This is a genomic window from Eubacterium sp. 14-2, from assembly GCF_000403845.2.
Classification (GTDB): domain Bacteria; phylum Bacillota; class Clostridia; order Lachnospirales; family Lachnospiraceae; genus Petralouisia.
In genome coordinates, this window is record NZ_KE159567.1 from 2183009 (window position 1) to 2200382 (window position 17374).

At 47.1% G+C, this 17374-nt stretch carries 12 protein-coding genes; 1 reads left to right on the top strand and 11 read right to left on the bottom strand.

Translation table 11 applies throughout. The annotated features are described in order from the left end of the window. Positions 1–42: 42 nt before the first annotated feature. Both C805_RS17090 and ilvD read right to left on the bottom strand, forming a co-directional pair. Positions 43–879: a deoxyribonuclease IV gene (locus C805_RS17090; RefSeq protein WP_016215180.1), complete on the bottom strand. Its 837-nt coding sequence runs from the start codon at positions 877–879 to the stop codon at positions 43–45. 10 nt (positions 880–889) lie between these two features. Continuing rightward, positions 890–2557, bottom strand: coding sequence for a dihydroxy-acid dehydratase (gene ilvD / locus C805_RS17095; RefSeq protein ID WP_016215181.1), 1668 nt, complete (start codon positions 2555–2557; stop codon positions 890–892). Positions 2558–2785: 228 nt separating this feature from the next. On the opposite strand from ilvD, the gene C805_RS17100 reads away from it, so the two are divergent. Next, entirely contained in the window at positions 2786–5035 is a 2250-nt protein-coding gene (locus tag C805_RS17100; RefSeq protein ID WP_016215182.1) for a hybrid sensor histidine kinase/response regulator, read from the top strand. A 110-nt stretch (positions 5036–5145) separates the two neighbouring features. Here the strand turns inward: C805_RS17100 and C805_RS17105 are convergent, their stop codons facing one another. The 9 genes from C805_RS17105 to C805_RS17145 all read right to left on the bottom strand — a co-directional run bounded on the left by C805_RS17105 (position 5146) and on the right by C805_RS17145 (position 16825). After that, entirely contained in the window at positions 5146–5823 is a 678-nt protein-coding gene (locus C805_RS17105) for a FadR/GntR family transcriptional regulator (protein ID WP_016215183.1), read from the bottom strand. Between the two features lie 47 nt (positions 5824–5870). Next, positions 5871–6725: a carboxylating nicotinate-nucleotide diphosphorylase gene (gene nadC / locus C805_RS17110; RefSeq protein WP_016215184.1), complete on the bottom strand. Its 855-nt coding sequence runs from the start codon at positions 6723–6725 to the stop codon at positions 5871–5873. Continuing rightward, complete coding sequence (locus C805_RS17115; RefSeq protein WP_016215185.1) at positions 6688–8058, bottom strand: L-aspartate oxidase; 1371 nt, start codon at positions 8056–8058, stop codon at positions 6688–6690. Before C805_RS17115 ends, nadC begins: the two co-directional genes overlap by 38 nt. A gap of 119 nt (positions 8059–8177) precedes the next feature. Beyond that, entirely contained in the window at positions 8178–10418 is a 2241-nt protein-coding gene (locus C805_RS17120) for a DNA gyrase/topoisomerase IV subunit A (protein WP_016215186.1), read from the bottom strand. A 73-nt stretch (positions 10419–10491) separates the two neighbouring features. Beyond that, the gene (locus tag C805_RS17125; protein WP_016215187.1) at positions 10492–12414 is read right to left on the bottom strand and encodes a DNA gyrase/topoisomerase IV subunit B; all 1923 of its coding nucleotides are present in this window, start codon (positions 12412–12414) and stop codon (positions 10492–10494) included. 174 nt (positions 12415–12588) lie between these two features. After that, complete coding sequence (locus C805_RS17130) at positions 12589–13362, bottom strand: serine/threonine protein kinase (RefSeq protein ID WP_016215188.1); 774 nt, start codon at positions 13360–13362, stop codon at positions 12589–12591. A gap of 125 nt (positions 13363–13487) precedes the next feature. Continuing rightward, positions 13488–14153: a glycerol-3-phosphate 1-O-acyltransferase PlsY gene (gene plsY, locus C805_RS17135; protein WP_016215189.1), complete on the bottom strand. Its 666-nt coding sequence runs from the start codon at positions 14151–14153 to the stop codon at positions 13488–13490. A 1-nt stretch (position 14154) separates the two neighbouring features. After that, a complete protein-coding gene (der, locus tag C805_RS17140) occupies positions 14155–15477 on the bottom strand; it encodes a ribosome biogenesis GTPase Der (protein ID WP_016215190.1) in 1323 nt (440 codons plus the stop codon). A gap of 1 nt (position 15478) precedes the next feature. Then, positions 15479–16825, bottom strand: coding sequence for a DUF512 domain-containing protein (locus C805_RS17145; RefSeq protein ID WP_016215191.1), 1347 nt, complete (start codon positions 16823–16825; stop codon positions 15479–15481). Between the last annotated feature and the right edge of the window lie 549 nt (positions 16826–17374).

Here is a 17374-nt window from a genome sequence, read left to right on the forward strand (position 1 = left end):
AAAAACTATTACCGGAAGTTATGTAACTTCCGGTAATGGCTTTTATGAATTGTCTGAAATTTTTCTGAGCAATGCAATCTCCCTTCCATATCCTTCCAGATCATTGGGCGTCTCCAGAAAAAAAGGAAGGCTGCACAGAGCGGGATGAGTGACAATGGCCCGAAAGGTTTCCAGACCAATTTTTCCCTCTCCGATTTTCGCATGACGGTCCTTATGGCTTTCCAGACCATACATGCTGTCGTTCAGATGCATGGCTTTCAGACGCTCCAGACCGATTACCCTCTGAAATTCTTTTATTACCTCTTCCAGATGATTTACAATATCATAACCGCTGTCAAACACATGGCAGGTATCCAGACAGACGCCCAGGCGGCTGCTGTCTTCCACACGGTCGATAACCGCCCGCAGTTCTTCAAAATTCCGTCCCATTTCCGTGCCTTTTCCCGCCATGGTTTCCAGTAAAATCCAGGCATGGTATTCCTTTTCATTTATCCGGTTCAGCATATCAGCAATCAGTTCCACGCCCCGTTCTGCTCCCTGCTTCACATGACTTCCCGGATGAAAATTATACATGGCCTCCGGAAAATACTCCAGCCGGCTCAGATCATCACACATAATATCGTATGCAAACTGACGCAGCCCTTCGTCTTTTGCACAGGCATTTAAAGTATAGGGAGCATGGGCCAGAATCTGTGCAATTCCATGTTCCTTTGCAAATTCCAGATAAGCGGCAATATCCTCCGGATTCCGTTCCCTGGCTTTTCCGCCTCTGGGATTTCTGGTAAAAAACTGAAAGGTGTTGGCTCCAATTTTCACCGCCTCTTTTCCCATGGCCAGAAAGCCTCTGGAAGAAGACAGATGACATCCAATTCTTAACATACCGACTCCTTTACAGTTCTTTTTTCATAACCGCGCCTTTTGCCCCTGAGGTAACCATCTGTGCATACCTTGCCAGATAGCCTTCCGTAACTTTTGGAGTCCTGGGCTTCCACTCTGCTCTTCGTTCTGCAAGGATTTCCTCCGGTACATCCAGCTCCAGTTTCATTTCCGGGATATTGATTTTGATGATATCTCCTTCTTCCACCAACGCAATGGTTCCGCCTACTGCCGCTTCCGGTGAAACATGGCCGATAGAAGCGCCCCGGCTGGCTCCGGAAAAACGTCCATCTGTAATCAGCGCAACGGTGGAACCCAGTCCCATGCCTGCAATGGCAGAAGTGGGATTCAGCATTTCACGCATACCCGGTCCGCCTTTCGGCCCTTCATAACGGATTACCACCACATCTCCGGCCGCAATTTTCCCGCCTTTGATGGCTGCAATAGCGTCTTCTTCACAGTCAAATACACGGGCAGGTCCCTCGTGTACCATCATTTCCGGTGCAACTGCAGAGCGTTTCACCACGCTTCCCTCCGGCGCCAGGTTCCCCTTTAATACAGCAAGGCCTCCTGTTTTACTGTAAGGATTGTCAAGGGGCCGGATTACTTCCGGATTCCGGTTGACACAGCCTCTGATATTTTCTCCCATGGTCCGTCCGGTAACCGTCATACAGTCTGTGTTCAGCAGATTAAGCTCCGCCAGCTGGTTCATCACCGCATAAACGCCCCCGGCTTCATTCAGATCCTCCATATAAGTGGGGCCTGCCGGAGCCAGATGGCAGAGATTCGGCGTCTTTTCACTGATTTCATTTGCAAATCCGATATCAAAATCAAAACCAATCTCATGGGCGATGGCCGGAAGGTGCAGCATACTGTTAGTAGAACAGCCCAGAGCCATATCCACAGTCAGGGCATTCAACACAGCCTCTTTTGTCATAATATCCCTGGGGCAGATATTTTTTCTGTACATTTCCATCACTGCCATACCTGCATGTTTGGCAAGCCGAAGCCGGTCGGAATACACTGCCGGAATGGTTCCATTTCCAGGAAGGCCCATGCCCAGGGCTTCTGTCAGGCAGTTCATGGAATTGGCCGTATACATGCCGGAACAGGATCCGCAGGTAGGACATGCCTTTTCCTCAAATTCACAGACATCCTCTTCTGTCATGGTGCCTGCTGCATAAGAGCCCACTGCCTCAAACATGGAAGAAAGGCTGGTCTTTTTTCCCTTTACATGGCCTGCCAGCATGGGACCGCCGGACACAAATACAGTGGGTACATTGATTCTCGCTGCTGCCATCAGAAGTCCCGGCACATTTTTGTCACAGTTAGGCACCATCACCAGCGCATCAAACTGGTGGGCCAGGGCCATACATTCCGTGGAATCTGCAATCAGATCACGGGTTACCAGAGAATATTTCATTCCCGTGTGTCCCATGGCAATTCCGTCGCAGACTGCAATGGCCGGAAATACCACCGGAACTCCGCCGGCTTCCGCTACTCCCAGCTTTACCGCATTCACAATTTTGTCCAGATTCATATGTCCCGGAACAATCTCGTTATAGGAGCTTACAATTCCAACCAGCGGTTTGTCCATTTCTTCTCTGGTAAATCCCAGCGCATTAAACAGGGAACGATGGGGCGCCTGCTGCATCCCTTTTTTCACATTGTCACTTCTCATTTTCTCTACCTCTTTCTCTCTGTTTTCTTTCTCTTACAGAAAATATCCTCCTGCTGCAAAATACTAAAATATATGACATTCCGGTAAGATCATTATGCTTATTATACCTTCATAGTTGTCTGCTGTCAATGCAGTTGTATAACATTTCTTTCGTTTCATTGACTTTCCCTGTAATACATGCTAAAATATGGAATGATTTTGGATTACAAATTCAGGGAGAGAGTTAGTATGAGCAAACAGAACATAAATCATAACTTAATTGAACACATCCTGAATCTGCTGAGCATCCCGGAAAATCACGACATAGATATGGAAGATTTAATGGAAAAGTGCCGACAGACAGAATTTCCTGCTTTACTGGATTCCCAGAGCGCACGAACTGCTTTTGAAATAATAAACTTTATGGATGAAATGCCTGGGGGATTTTTGATTTATCATGCAGAAGGCAGAGAAGAAATCATCTATGCCAACAAGGCGCTGCTGCGGATTTTCCAGTGCCAGACACTGAAAGAATTCAAACAGCTGACCGATAATTCTTTCCGGGGTATCGTACATCCTGAAGACCTGGACATGGTAGAACAGAGTATCCGGGAACAGATTGCTGACAGCCAGTATGACCTGGACTATGTGGAATACCGGATTACCCGCAAAGACGGAAGTATCCGCTGGATTGAAGATTACGGTCATTACATACATATTGATTCCATAGGAGGAATTTTCTACGTCTTTCTGGGAGACGCCACAGAAAAAAGACAGCGGCAGATTACGGAACGGACAATTTTACTGAATGAAACCAATCAGAGGGAACAGAAACTTCAGACCCTGATAGAAGAATATGACAAAGAACGGAGACTGATTAATCAGGAACATCTGCGCCGTCTGGAAGTGATTGAAGGACTCAGCGTTAATTATGAATCTATTCTCTATGCTGACCTGGATACCAACCGCATCCTGCCCTATCGTCTGAGCGATCGGACAGAGCGGCAGTTTGAGAAAAAGTTTCAGGTAAAAGATTTCGACTGGTATACCGCAGATTACATCAATACCTGGGTCTATCCGGAAGACAGGGACAATGTTATCAAAGTAACCGCACCGGAATATATTCGTAAAAAACTGGTGAATAACAAGACTTATTATGTAAATTACCGTATTCTTCGGGAGGAAGAAATACAATATCTGCAGCTTCGCATTGTAAATGTCAGCAGCAGAGACCACATTTCCCAGATTGTAATGGGCTACCGGAGAATTGATGAAGAAATCCGGCGGGAAATTGAACAGAAAAAAATGTTCGAACATGCACTGGAAAATGCCAATCTTGCAATTACTGCCAAAAATACATTCCTCTCCAACATGTCCCATGACATGCGGACACCTCTGAATGCAATTTTCGGCTTTACTACCCTTGCCCGCAAACATATTGACAGCCGGGAAGCTACTGAAAATTATCTGAATAAAATTGAACATTCCAGCAAACAGCTTCTGAGCCTGATTGAAAAGGTACTGGAAATCTCATGGTTTGAGTCCAACGATACCCGTGTTTCAGAATCTGAATGCAATCTGTGCGATCTTGTACAGGATACCCATGAGCATCAGCTGTCTCTGGCGGCAGATAAAAACATCACATTCAATCTGTACACCACAGATGTAAAACATTCCGATATTTACAGCGACCAGGAAAAACTGAAACAGATACTCATGCATCTGACCAACAACGCCATTACCTACACGGAAGACGGCGGCAAAGTGGATCTGATTGTAACAGAACTGGAAAAATTTCCAAATGGTTACGCAGTCTATCAGTTTACGGTTCGGGACAACGGCATTGGCATTCATAAGGATTTCCTGAAACATATTTTTGAACCCTTTGAGCGTGAAAAAAACACCACCTTCAGCGGTATTCATGGCACCGGGCTGGGCCTTGCCATCGTAAAAAATCTTGTGGAAATGATGGGCGGACACATTCAGATTGACAGTATTCCAGGAGAAGGAAGTACATTTACCATCACACTCCGGTTCCGGGTACAGGCTCATCCTCTTTCCGCCGAAGATTCGGAAGAAGGATTCGCCAACCTGCTGAATAAAAAAATCCTGTTGGTAGACGACAATATGGCCAACCTGGAAATCGAATCGGAAATCCTTCAGGGAATGGGATTTCATGTGGAAACTGTCACGGACGGAAGTATTTCTGTGGAAAAAGTCGGACAGTCCTCTCCGGGCGACTATGACCTGGTTCTGATGGATATTCAGATGCCCGGCATGAACGGATGGGATGCCACCAAAGCCATCCGCAGACTGGAAGATCCGGCTCTGTCCAGCATTCCCATTATTGCCCTGTCCGCAGATGCTTTTGAAAGCGACAAACAGATGTCCAGAGAAAGCGGCATGGATGCTCATCTCACCAAGCCCATCGACATTCCTCTGCTGCTTGAAACCATTTCAAAAACGCTGCAGGCCCACAGAGCCTTACTGAAAACCTGACAGAACAAAATGTGCAATTTCCTCAATCCTGAGGAGATTGCACATTTTGACGTATGCAAGGGGATTATGGAGCAATAAACTTCATTTCCGCCAGCTGTACTTCTTAATTTTTATTCCATGGGAAGCTGCTCCATGGCATGTAGAATATGAATGCGCATGGCATTTCTTGCACCTTCCCCATTTCGTTCTTTCAGAAAATCCATCAGGATTTTGTGGTCCACCAGTGTGGCCTGCACTGCTTTTTCATGAGATTCTGACAGTCTCACTCCCCTGTTGATTCCCTCATAAATCACCGGCATAAGCTGATTCATAAATTCGTTGTGGGTTGCTTTCGCAATGGATTTGTGGAAAGACTGTTCTACTTCTGTCCGGTCTTTTTTCTGGTGTATGCGCTGTTCAATTTCCGCTCCCAACGCAAGAATCCGCTGAATTTCCTCTTCCGTAGCCCGCAAAGCTGCATAGTAGGCAGCCTCAGGTTCAAAAATCAGACGCATTTCATACAAATCTCTGGCGTTCACTCTGGCCTGATTCAGAGAGGACAGTTCTTCCGGCCGGTTGATTTTAAAGTCTTCCCGTACAAAAGTCCCTCTTCCGCGGCGGATTTCCAGAACTCCTCCCGTAGCCAGAATCCGTATGGCTTCCCGCAGAGTGGTGCGGCTTACGCCCAGTTCCTCCGAAAGTATGTTCTCATTGGGCAGTTTGCTTCCCGGCAAAAACCTTTTTTCCACTGTAATCATGGACAGAACGCTGTCTGCAATCCGGTCCGATAATCTGCTCTCCTGTTCCATTTTCTTTCCTTTTTATCCCATGAAAATTTTCCGGATTATCTCTCTGTTTATACCGTATGAAGATTTTTCAGAGAAATATCCATAACAGGCGCGGAATGGGTCAGCGCTCCGCTGGAAATATAATCTACGCCGAGAGAGATATAATGCTCAATGTTTTCTCTGGTCACATTTCCGGAACATTCTATCTCTGCTCTTTTGTCAATTGCAGCAATGGCTTTCTGCATTTCCTCCACAGTCATGTTATCCAGCATAATAATATCTGCTCCTGCTTCCACAGCTTCCTGTACCATTTCCAGAGTCTCACATTCAATCTCAATTTTGCGTACAAAAGGCGCGTACTCTTTTGCCATCTGAATTGCCTCTTTTACGCCTCCTGCAGCTCCGATATGGTTATCTTTTAACAGAACTCCGTCAGAAAGATTATAACGGTGGTTATAACCGCCTCCGATTTTAACGGAATATTTTTCAAAAATACGCATGTTTGGGGTGGTTTTTCTGGTATCCAGCAGCTTCACCTTACTCCCCTCCAGAAGAGAAGCAATGGAATTTGTATAAGTGGCAATTCCGCTCATACGCTGCAGAAAGTTCAACGCTGTCCGCTCGCCCGACAGAATGGCCCTGATATCGCCTGTTACTGTTCCAATCAAATCTCCCTTTTTCACTCTGTCACCGTCTGTAAAATGGAATGCCACAGAAACTGTTTCGTCCAGCAGTTCAAATACACGCCGGAATACAAACAGCCCGGCAAGCACTCCATCCTGCTTGCAGATTAACTGTGCTTCTCCTTTCTGAGGTCCCCGCATCACAGCATTGGTGGTTACATCCTCACTGGAAATGTCCTCTCTCAGCGCCTGTAAAATCAGTTCATCCGCATTTAATTTCATGGTTATGCTGTTGTTCATATTCTTTTCTCATCCTCTCTATTTCTTTCTGCACCAGTTCTCTGTTTTCCTGCCGCAGCTTTTTCATGTCCCTGTAATTTTCCGGCTGAAACAGGCATTCTTCCGGTTCCTGAGCTGCGGAAACCTTTTTAAGCATATGTCCTGTTTCCCTGTTTTCGGAACCGTCCGGTATTTCCCCCAAACCAATATCAAGAGCGGCCCGTCTTGCGAATACCAGACTCTCCAGAAGGGAATTGCTGGCCAGCCGGTTGGCTCCATGCACACCGTTGCAGCTTGTCTCACCCACTGCGTACAGACCTTTCATGGATGTTCTGCCTTCCAGATCCGACTGAATGCCTCCCATAAAATAATGCTGTCCCGGTACCACCGGAATGCACTCTTTTGTCACATCATACCCTTCCTCCAGACATCTCCGGTAAATGTTGGGAAAATGGCTTAAAATATCTTCTTTTGCAATATGCTCCATGGACAGCCATACATAAGGTTTTCCATCTGCCTTCATCTGTTTTTCAATCTCCGCTGTCACCACGTCTCTTGGCAGAAGCTCGTCCACAAACCGCTCCATTTTTGCATTATAAAGAACCGCTCCTTCTCCCCGGACAGACTCGGAAATAAGAAATCTCCTGCCTGGCTTTTCCGAATATAAAGTGGTGGGATGTATCTGTACAAAATTCACATCCTGAAGCTGTACTTTATGACGCAGAGCAAGGGCAATCCCATCTCCGGTCAGGTGGGCAAAATTTGTGGAATGGCGATAGAGTCCGCCAATACCGCCGCAGGCCAGCACCGTATGCTCTGCCCGGACCGGCAGAATCTCTCCCTGGCTGTCCACTGCTGCTATACCATAACAAATATTATTTTTACAGAGCAGGTCTATCATTTCCGTATGCTCGTAAATCGTAATATTTCCGCGGCTTTTCGCCTGGGCCAGAAGTTTCCCGGTAATTTCCTTACCGGTAATATCCTCATGAAACAGGATTCTGGGCCTGGAGTGGCCTCCTTCTCTGGTGTATACCAGTTCTCCGTTCCTGCGCTCAAATTCCACCCCGTATTTCAGCAGCAAATCAATGATTTCACCGGAACTGCGAATCATCATTGCCACGGAATCTCTGTTGTTTTTGTAATGTCCTGCCTTCATGGTATCTTCAAAGTATCCGTCAAAATCATCCTCTGACCGCAGAACACAGATTCCGCCCTGGGCCAGAAAGGAATCGCTGTTTTCCACTTCATCCTTGGTGATGACTGTTACCTTTTTTCTCTCCGGCAGCTGCAGTGCGCAGAACAGCCCCGCTGCTCCTGTACCCACAATTATAACATCTGTTTCTTTTTCCATGTCCCCACCTGTGTTTTTCTTTTCACTTTCCGAACCTGCGTATTTTCTGACGCCTGATTCGTACCAACGTTAAAATTCTATCATACCTGCCGGGAAATTTCCAGTGTTATTCCTTTCTTCTATTTCTTCACGCCTTTCCCGTCCCGGTTGGCCAGCCTGAGCCTGTGCAGTGCAATTTCTTTTTCTTTCACAGTAATGGTACTTTCTTCCTGTCCCAGCAGGTACACTGCTGCCAGACTGTCCTTTTCGTCAATTTTCATGCCCCGGACGCCGACAGCGCCTTTTTTCTTCTCCGGCACATCGGAAGCCAGAAAACGCAGAAACATGTTTTTTTCTGTCTGCATGACAATGGTTTCCTCTTCTTCCTCTGCCAGGATCTGTACCAGAAGAAGTTTTTCTCCTTCATTTAATTTAGTGGCTGCCGCAGTACGCCTGGATATGTCAAATTCTTCTCCGCTGACCTGCTTGAGCATTCCGCCGCTGCTGGCAAACAGAAGTTTCCGGCCCTTAAGGCCGCTCAGGCTGCTGACTAACAGCATTGCTTCCTCATTGCTGTTATAATTGCTTACATTATCCAGAGGCGTCCCCTTGTCCCGGAACTTCCCGTGAGGCAGATCCAGAACTTTTACGGTGTGCACCTGTCCCTTATCGGTAAAAATACAGAGCCTGTCTGTGTTCATACAGGAAATAATGTATTTGTTTTCTCCATCTGCCGCTTCTTTGTTCCGCTCATAAGTGGACACATCCACTGTTTTCACATAACCGAAACGGTCCATCAGGACCACCACCGGAAGTTCTTCCGCTTTCTTTTCCTCATAAACTGCTTCTCCGGCATTTTCAACGGCAGTTTTGCGGGCCTGTCCGTATTCCTTCTGGAACCGGTTTAATTCTTTGATAATCACTTTGGCCATGGCGGTTCGGCTGCCGAGAATTTCCTCATATTTTGCTATATTGGAAAGGGTGGTTTCATGCTCTTTCATCAATGCTTCAATTTCCAGACCGATTAACTTATACAGCCGCATTTCCAGAATGGCATTGGCCTGACGCTCGGTAAAACAAAGCTGTCTGGCATCTGCTTCAGAGCCTTTGTAACGGAATTTTATTTTCTCCGTATTTCCGTTCATGAGACAGTCTCTGGCATCTTTTATATTTTTGGAACCCCGGAGGATTTCAATAATCAGGTCGATAACGTCGCAGGCTTTGATTAATCCTTCCTGCACCTCTTTTTTCTCCAGTTCCCTGGCCAGAAGGGTTTTGTATTTTCTGGTGGCCAGCTCATACTGGAAATTCACATGATGGCGGAGAATCGGCACAAGTCCCATGGTTTCCGGACGTCCCTCTGCCACTGCCAGCATATTGACGCCAAAGGTATCTTCCAGCCTTGTTTTTTTATAGAGCATGTTGCAGAGATTTTCCACATCCGCTCCCTTTTTCAGCTCCAGTACAATACGGATACCCTCTTTGGAGGACTGGTTGGAAATGTCCACGATATCACTGGTTTTCCGGCTCTCTGCCAGATTATACACATCCATCAGGAATTTTCCGATATTGGCCCCCACCATGGTGTAGGGGATTTCCGTAATCACCAGCCGCTGCCTGCCCCCTTTTACCTGCTCGATTTCCACTTTCCCGCGGATTTTTATTTTTCCTGTTCCTGTCTCATAAATCTTAAGAAGATCTGACTGATTTACCACAATGCCTCCGGTGGGAAAATCCGGCCCTTTGATGTGTTCCATCAGTTCTGCTGCGGTGATGTCCGGATTTTTCATAAAGGCTTTTACTCCTTCAATCACTTCGGAAAAATTGTGGGGCGGAATACTGGTAGCCATACCCACTGCAATTCCCTCCGCTCCGTTTATCAGAAGATTGGGTACCTTTACCGGAAGAACGGAAGGCTCCTTTTCTGTTTCATCAAAGTTGGGCACAAAATCCACCACATCCTTATCCAGATCCGCAAGATAGGCTTCCTGAGTGATTTTCTGCAGACGGGCCTCCGTATAACGCATGGCCGCTGCCCCGTCCCCCTCAATGGAACCGAAATTTCCGTGTCCGTCCACCAGAGGCAGTCCTTTCTTAAATTCCTGTGCCATTACCACAAGGGCTTCATAGATGGAGCTGTCTCCATGAGGATGGTATTTACCCATGGTATCTCCCACAATGCGGGCACATTTCCGGTAGGGCCTGTCGTACCGGATGCCCAGTTCGTGCATATCGTAAAGCGTTCTGCGCTGTACCGGTTTCAGACCGTCCCGCACATCCGGCAATGCCCTTGCAATAATCACGCTCATGGCATAATCAATGTATGATTTCTGCATTAATTCCGAATATTCCGTTCGGATAATCTGTTCCTTTTCCTGCATGGTAATTCCTTTCTGCAGATGTTCAGCAAACTGAGCAGACTGTCAGTTTCAGAAACAATATTTTTCCATCTGCCTATATATCAAGCTCCGCATCATGGGCATGTTCATGTATAAACTCCCGCCGGGGCGGAACTTCTGTTCCCATCAGCATTTCCGTTACATCCGAGGCCATTCGGGCGTCTTCGATTTCCACCCGTTTCAGAATCCTGGTTTCCGGATTCAGGGTGGTTTCCCAAAGCTGGTCTGCATCCATCTCTCCAAGACCTTTATACCGCTGTAGGGTGAAGGGGCCTTTATGGCGTTTTCTGTATTTTTCCAGCGCAATATCATCATACAGATATTCTTCCTCTCCTCTGGAAGGGATGGCCTTGTACAGCGGAGGCATGGCAATGTAGATATGTCCCTCAAAAATCAGCTCCGGCATAAACCGGTAAAACAAAGTCAGCAGCAGGGTGGAAATATGGGCTCCGTCCACGTCCGCATCCGCCATAATAATAATCTTGTCGTAGCGCAGCCTGGAAATATCGAAATCATTGCCATAGCCTTCAGAAAAACCGCAGCCAAAGGCATTTATCATGGTTTTGATTTCCGCATTGGCCAGCACTTTGTCGATACTGGCCTTTTCCACATTCAGAATCTTGCCCCGAATGGGCAGGATTGCCTGGTAATTCCGATCCCTGGCAGTTTTAGCAGAACCTCCGGCAGAATCTCCCTCCACAATAAAAATCTCGCAGATGGAAGCATCCCGGCTTTCACAGTTGGCCAGTTTTCCGTTGGAATCAAAGGAAAATTTCTGTCTGGTCAGCAGGTTTGTTTTCGCCTTTTCCTCTGTCTTTCGGATTTTGGCTGCTTTTTCCGCACAGGCAATGACTTTTTTCAGGTTTTCCAGATTTTTGTCAAAATAAAGCTGTATTTCCTCTCCGGTTATTTTTCCGGTGACCCGGGCCGCATCCTGGTTGTCCAGTTTTGTCTTGGTCTGGCCCTCAAACCGGGGATTGGGGTGTTTGATGGAAATCACCGCTGTCAGGCCATTGCGCACGTCCGCTCCGGTAAAGTTGGAATCTTTTTCCTTCAAAATTCCCAGTTCTCTGGCATAATTGTTGATGACCGTGGTAAATATGGTTTTGAATCCCGTCAGATGGGTGCCGCCCTCCGCATTGTAAATATTATTGCAGAACCCCAGCACATTTTCATGGAATTCATTGATGTACTGAAAGGCAGCCTCCACTGTAATCCCTTCATTTTCCCCTTTAAAATACACCACGTCATGGACAGCTTCCGCTTTTCGGTTCAGGTCTTTCACAAAACCGCTGATTCCCTCTTCCTCATGAAATTCCAGATGTTCTGTGACCTCTCCCCGCCTGTCCTCATAAATAATGGTCAGCCTGGGATTCAGGTAAGCCGTCTCATGCAGGCGGCTTTTCACATCTTCTTCCTTGAAACGAGTTTTTTCAAAAATTTCCGGATCCGGCAGGAAATTAATTCTGGTTCCCGTCTTTTTGGTTTTTCCGGTCACCGGCAGCATCCCCTGATCCAGCTCCAGAACCGGATTTCCCCTCTCATATCTGTCATGATATATTTTTCCTCCCAGATATACTTCCAGGTCCAGATATGTGGACAATGCATTCACCACGGAGGAACCCACGCCGTGAAGACCGCCGCTGGTCTTATAGGCGTCATTGTCAAATTTTCCTCCTGCATGGAGGGTGGTAAACACCAGCCGCGCCGCAGACATGCCTTTTTCATGCATTCCCACGGGAATTCCCCGGCCATTGTCCTCCACGGTACAGGAGCCGTCTGCCTCCAGTGTTACAGATATGGTATCGCAAAATCCTGCCAGATGTTCATCCACAGAATTGTCTACAATTTCGTAAATCAAATGATTCAGGCCCTTGCGGGACACACTTCCAATATACATGCCCGGCCTTTTTCTTACCGCTTCCAGTCCCTCCAATACGGTAATATTCCCGGCACCGTATTCCTGATTCTCTGCCATTTTATTTTCCTTCCTTACTTTATTTCAAAATTTTGATACACATGTTCTGTTTTTAACCTGATTATTGTACCATAACTTTCTCTTATTTGCAAAGATTTCCATTGTATGTTTAAAACTGTCGTTCCCTTCCCGGATTCTTCCGGACTGTCCGCAGGAAATAGCTGCAGGTGATTTTCAGATACGCTCCAGCGCTTCCCGCAGCGCCTCGCAGGAACTGTACCGCTCCTTTGGACGGGAACGGGTACATTTTCGGACAATTCCGGCCAGTTTCCGGGGCAGTCTGGGGTTCCAGCGGCGGACAGAATACTGCCCGCAGGGAAACCTGCAGGGATCCCGGCCAGTAAGCAGATGATACATGGTGGCCCCAAGGCCATAGATATCTGTCCTGGCGTCCACGGATTCCCCGGCAAGCTGTTCCGGCGCCGCATAACCTCTGGTTCCCAGGCTGACCGTTGTTTCCTGCCCTGACAGCTCCAGAGCTGCTCCAAAATCCAGAAGCCGCAGATTTCCGCCGGACTGCAGCATAATATTGGCCGGCTTCATATCCCGGTAAATTACAGGGGGCTGACAGTGATGGAGATACCCCAGTACCAGACACATATCTTTTGCCCAGACAACCACCTGCTGCCAGGGCTGAGGGCCCAAACGCTCCAGAACCTGAGCCAGGGTTTCTCCTTCCAGATATTCCATCACGATATAGCAGCGTCCTTCCCGCTCCATCACTTCTTCAATTTCCGGAAAATAGGGATACTGCAGCTTCCGTATCAGATCTGCTTCCCCATGTTCCATGGTATGTATCCGGCCATGCGAAAACCTGTCCAGTTCCTTGACTGCCCGATTCCTGCATGTTTCCCTGTCATATGCCAGATAAACACGGGAAGAGCCCCCGTTTCCCAGTATCTTTCGTATTTCATATCGGTTTTCCAGAATGGTTCCCGGTTCCAGCATTACGGTTCCTCCTTAAAAACGGTACTTTCATTTATTAGTATGACAGGGTATTTCCTGTAGAAGAAAAAAGAATCCCGCCTGTGCGAGATTCTTCGTCTTCCTTTATCCTGCGTCTGTGCGGAAGTTTATTTGCTTTTGTTCAGGCTGCCTGACCTGCTGATGGAAAATTTATTTTCTGTTCCGGTCAGCAGACGCTTCACATTGGCCCGGTGGCGCCAGATTGCCAGAACTGTGAAAACTGCTCCCACCACATAAGTTTCCGGCAGCAGTTCCTTATCCACCCACAGATATCCCATCTGTCCGAATACAATCAGCTGTATATAAAAGCAGACAGATACCAGAATGGAGCCAAGGGAAACATATCTTGTTACCGCAACTGTCACCACAAATACCAGCAGGCACAGAATTGCCAGAGGCGGATAAAAGGTAATCAGAAATCCGGCCGTACAGGCAATGCCTTTTCCTCCTTTAAATTTCATGTAAAAAGGAAAATTATGTCCCAGTACCGTTCCAAGTCCCGCATACATTTCCAGAAGGCTTACCTGCCCCGGATACTTTTCATGAAACAGAATCCAGGCCAGCAGCATGGACAGAATTGCCTTGCCTGCATCTCCCAGAAAGGTAACCAGACCTGCTTTCCAGCCCAGCGTCCGCAGGGTATTGGTGGTTCCCGCATTTCCGCTGCCATATTCCCTGATATCAATATGATGCAGTTTCCCGTAAATAAATCCTGTCTGAAACAGGCCGAAAATATAACCGATGGCCAGACAGATTATCCTGTTTACAACCATGCTACCCATCCTTTCTTTCCCGAATAATAAATTTTAACGAGGTTCCCTGAAATCCGAAAGCATCCCGGATGCGGTTTTCCAGATATCTGGTATAGGAAAAATGCATCAGCTCTCTGTCATTTACAAAAATCACAAAGGTGGGCGGTTTTACCGCAACCTGCGTAATATAAAACAGTTTCAGCCTTTTGCCCTTATCCGAGGGGGGCTGCTGCATGGCCACTGCTTCCGACATGATTTCATTTAATACGCCTGTAGCCACCCGCATGGAATTATTTTCCAGTACCACATCAATCATCTGAAATAACTTCCTGGTGCGCTGTCCCGTTTTTGCTGAAATGTAAAGAATTTCCGCATAGGGCATGAAACTCAGGATTTCCCGAATCCGCTCCGTATGCTTATAAACGGTTTTGTCATCCTTCTCGACAGCATCCCACTTATTCACTGCAATAATAATTCCTTTTCCGCGCTCGTGGGCAATGCCTGCAATCTTTGCGTCCTGCTCGGTTACGCCTTCTGTGGCGTCAATGACGATTACCACCACGTCTGCACGTTCCACAGCCGTCACCGCGCGTATAATACTGAACCGCTCCAGTTCTTCTTTGATTTTGCTTTTTCTTCTCAGACCTGCCGTATCAATAAACACATACTCCCTGTCCTGCCAGATAACTTCCGTATCTATGGCGTCTCTGGTGGTTCCCGCAATGTCCGATACAATCACCCGTTCTTCTCCCACCAGCCGGTTAATCAGGGAGGATTTTCCCACATTGGGCTTGCCTACAATGGCAACTCTGGGCCTGTCGTCCTCCATTTCATCCTGGGATTCTTTGGGAAAATGCTTTACAACTTCATCCAGCATATCTCCGATTCCCAGTTTGGAAGCGGCTGAAACAGGTACCGGGTCTCCGATTCCCAGATTGTAAAACTCGTAGACATCGGGCATGAGCTTCTCAAAACTGTCCACCTTGTTCACTACCAGTACCACCGGCTTCCTGGAACGTCTGAGCATATCGGCCACTTTGGAATCCGCGTCCACCAGCCCCTGGCGCACATCCGTCATAAAAAGAATCACATCTGCTGTATCAATGGCAATCTGAGCCTGTTCCCGCATCCGGGACAGTATAATATCCTGGCTTTCCGGTTCAATCCCCCCTGTGTCAATCAGGGTAAACGCTGTATTCAGCCATGTAACATCTGCATAAATCCTGTCTCTGGTCACTCCCGGCGTATCCTGCACAATGGAAATACGCTTTCCGGCCAGAGCATTAAACAGCGTGGATTTTCCCACATTGGGCCGTCCCACTACTGCAACTACTGGTTTACTCATTTCACTCTCCTAACTCTCTCATCAAACACGACACCAAATCCTGTCCGCTTGATTTTACAATATCTGTCTTCACTTGTAAAGCATTTTCCAGATGAGAAAGCGTAATGTCGTCCAGAAACACCTCTTCGCCGCTGCGCAGGAGATTGCAGGGCAGAAGCAGTCTGCTGCCTGAAACTCTGCCTTTTAACTGTGCAATTATGTCCTGTCCCGTCAGAAGTCCGGAAACCGTAATCCGTTCTCCGAAAAAATGATTCACAACAGGGATGACCTGTATCTCTTTTTCCGGAAATATCTGCTGAAAGGATTCTGCCAGTTCCTGCAGAATGGGAGCTGCAAGAACTCCCGTTGCAATGGTGATTTTCTCTGTTTTATCTGTCTTCCGGGATTCTTTCATGCCCTTTTTTCTGCCGGCTTCTGCCAGGGCTTTTGCAAACTCCTGCCGCAGCAGCCGCAGCATTCCCACACCATTTTCCAGCTGCAGATAGCCATCGTACCTGTCTTCCTGCGGAAGCTCCTGTTCTGCCAGCAGGTACCACTCGTCACTGGCATGAATAAAATGCAGCCCCTGTCTTTCAAAACATATCTCCTGCCAGCGGTGGATAAGCTCCAGCACCTCCCTGGCATCCTGTTTTGTAAAAGGCTCAAGAGGATACAGCCCTTCCCGGTATCTGCTCAGTCCCACCGGAACCACCGACACGCTCTCCATCACCGGCATATATTTCATCAGATCTGTAATGGTTCTTTCCAGTTCCTTCCCGTCATTCACTCCCCTGCAGAGGACAATCTGGCCATTCATGGGAATTCCCGCCTCATACAGCCGGTCTATTTTTTTTAAGGCTTCTCCTGCAAAACGGTTATTCAGCATTTTGCAGCGCAGTTTTGGACTGGTGGTTTGTACTGATATGTTAATGGGCCCCAGTTTATAGGCGATAATCCGCTCCAGATCATGCTCTTTCATATTGGTAAGGGTCACATAATTCCCCTGAAGAAAGGACAGGCGGGAATCATCATCCTTAAAATACAGCGTATCCCGCATCCCTTCCGGCATCTGGTCAATAAAGCAGAAAATACATTTATTACAGCAGGATCTGTAATCGTCCATCAGTCCGTTTTCAAACTCAATGCCCAGATCTTCCTCGTATTCCTTTTCTATTTCCAGCTCCCACTCTTCTCCGTCCTTTTTGCGGATTATGGCAGTGAGATATTCTTCATCGGTATAATAATGATAGTCAAATACATCTTCTATTTCATGGTCATTGACGGACACCAGCACGTCTCCCGGCTCTATTCCCAGTTCCTCTGCTATGCTGCCCGGCTGAATTCTGTCTATAATATGCTCTTTCAACATCCGTTCTCCTGTTCCGCGTGTAAGCGGACTGCGCAGCGGTAAATGTCATCTCTGCAGCGCATAATCTGACAAGGTCTTTCCTATAAGGATTAGGGTGTCAAAAGCACCTTTGGTGCTACGCTCATAGCATATATTGTTATTGCAAATGTATTTGCACATCAATATATGCTATAGAGCGGGTGCGACGCACCCTTTTGACATCCTAATCCTATAAGACAAAGAAAGGAATTACCATTATTTCATAACGATAATTCCCATCATTTCTGTATGCAGTATTCAGAAATTTTAATCTTCCGTATCTTCATCTACCACTCCGGCTACTGCTCCGGCCACAGAAGATATCACTGCAACAATCACTGCAACCAGCACTACGCCTCCAATTATAAAAACCATCATTTCCCGTCATCTCTTTTCTTCATATTTTATAACTGCCCATATTATACCAAAATGCCTGTCCGGTGTAAAGTCCTGTTATAAAAAAGAATACGCCATGTAATTCCCTGTGTACGGATACAGCTGGTTTTATCCCCATTAATTACCGGTAGCATT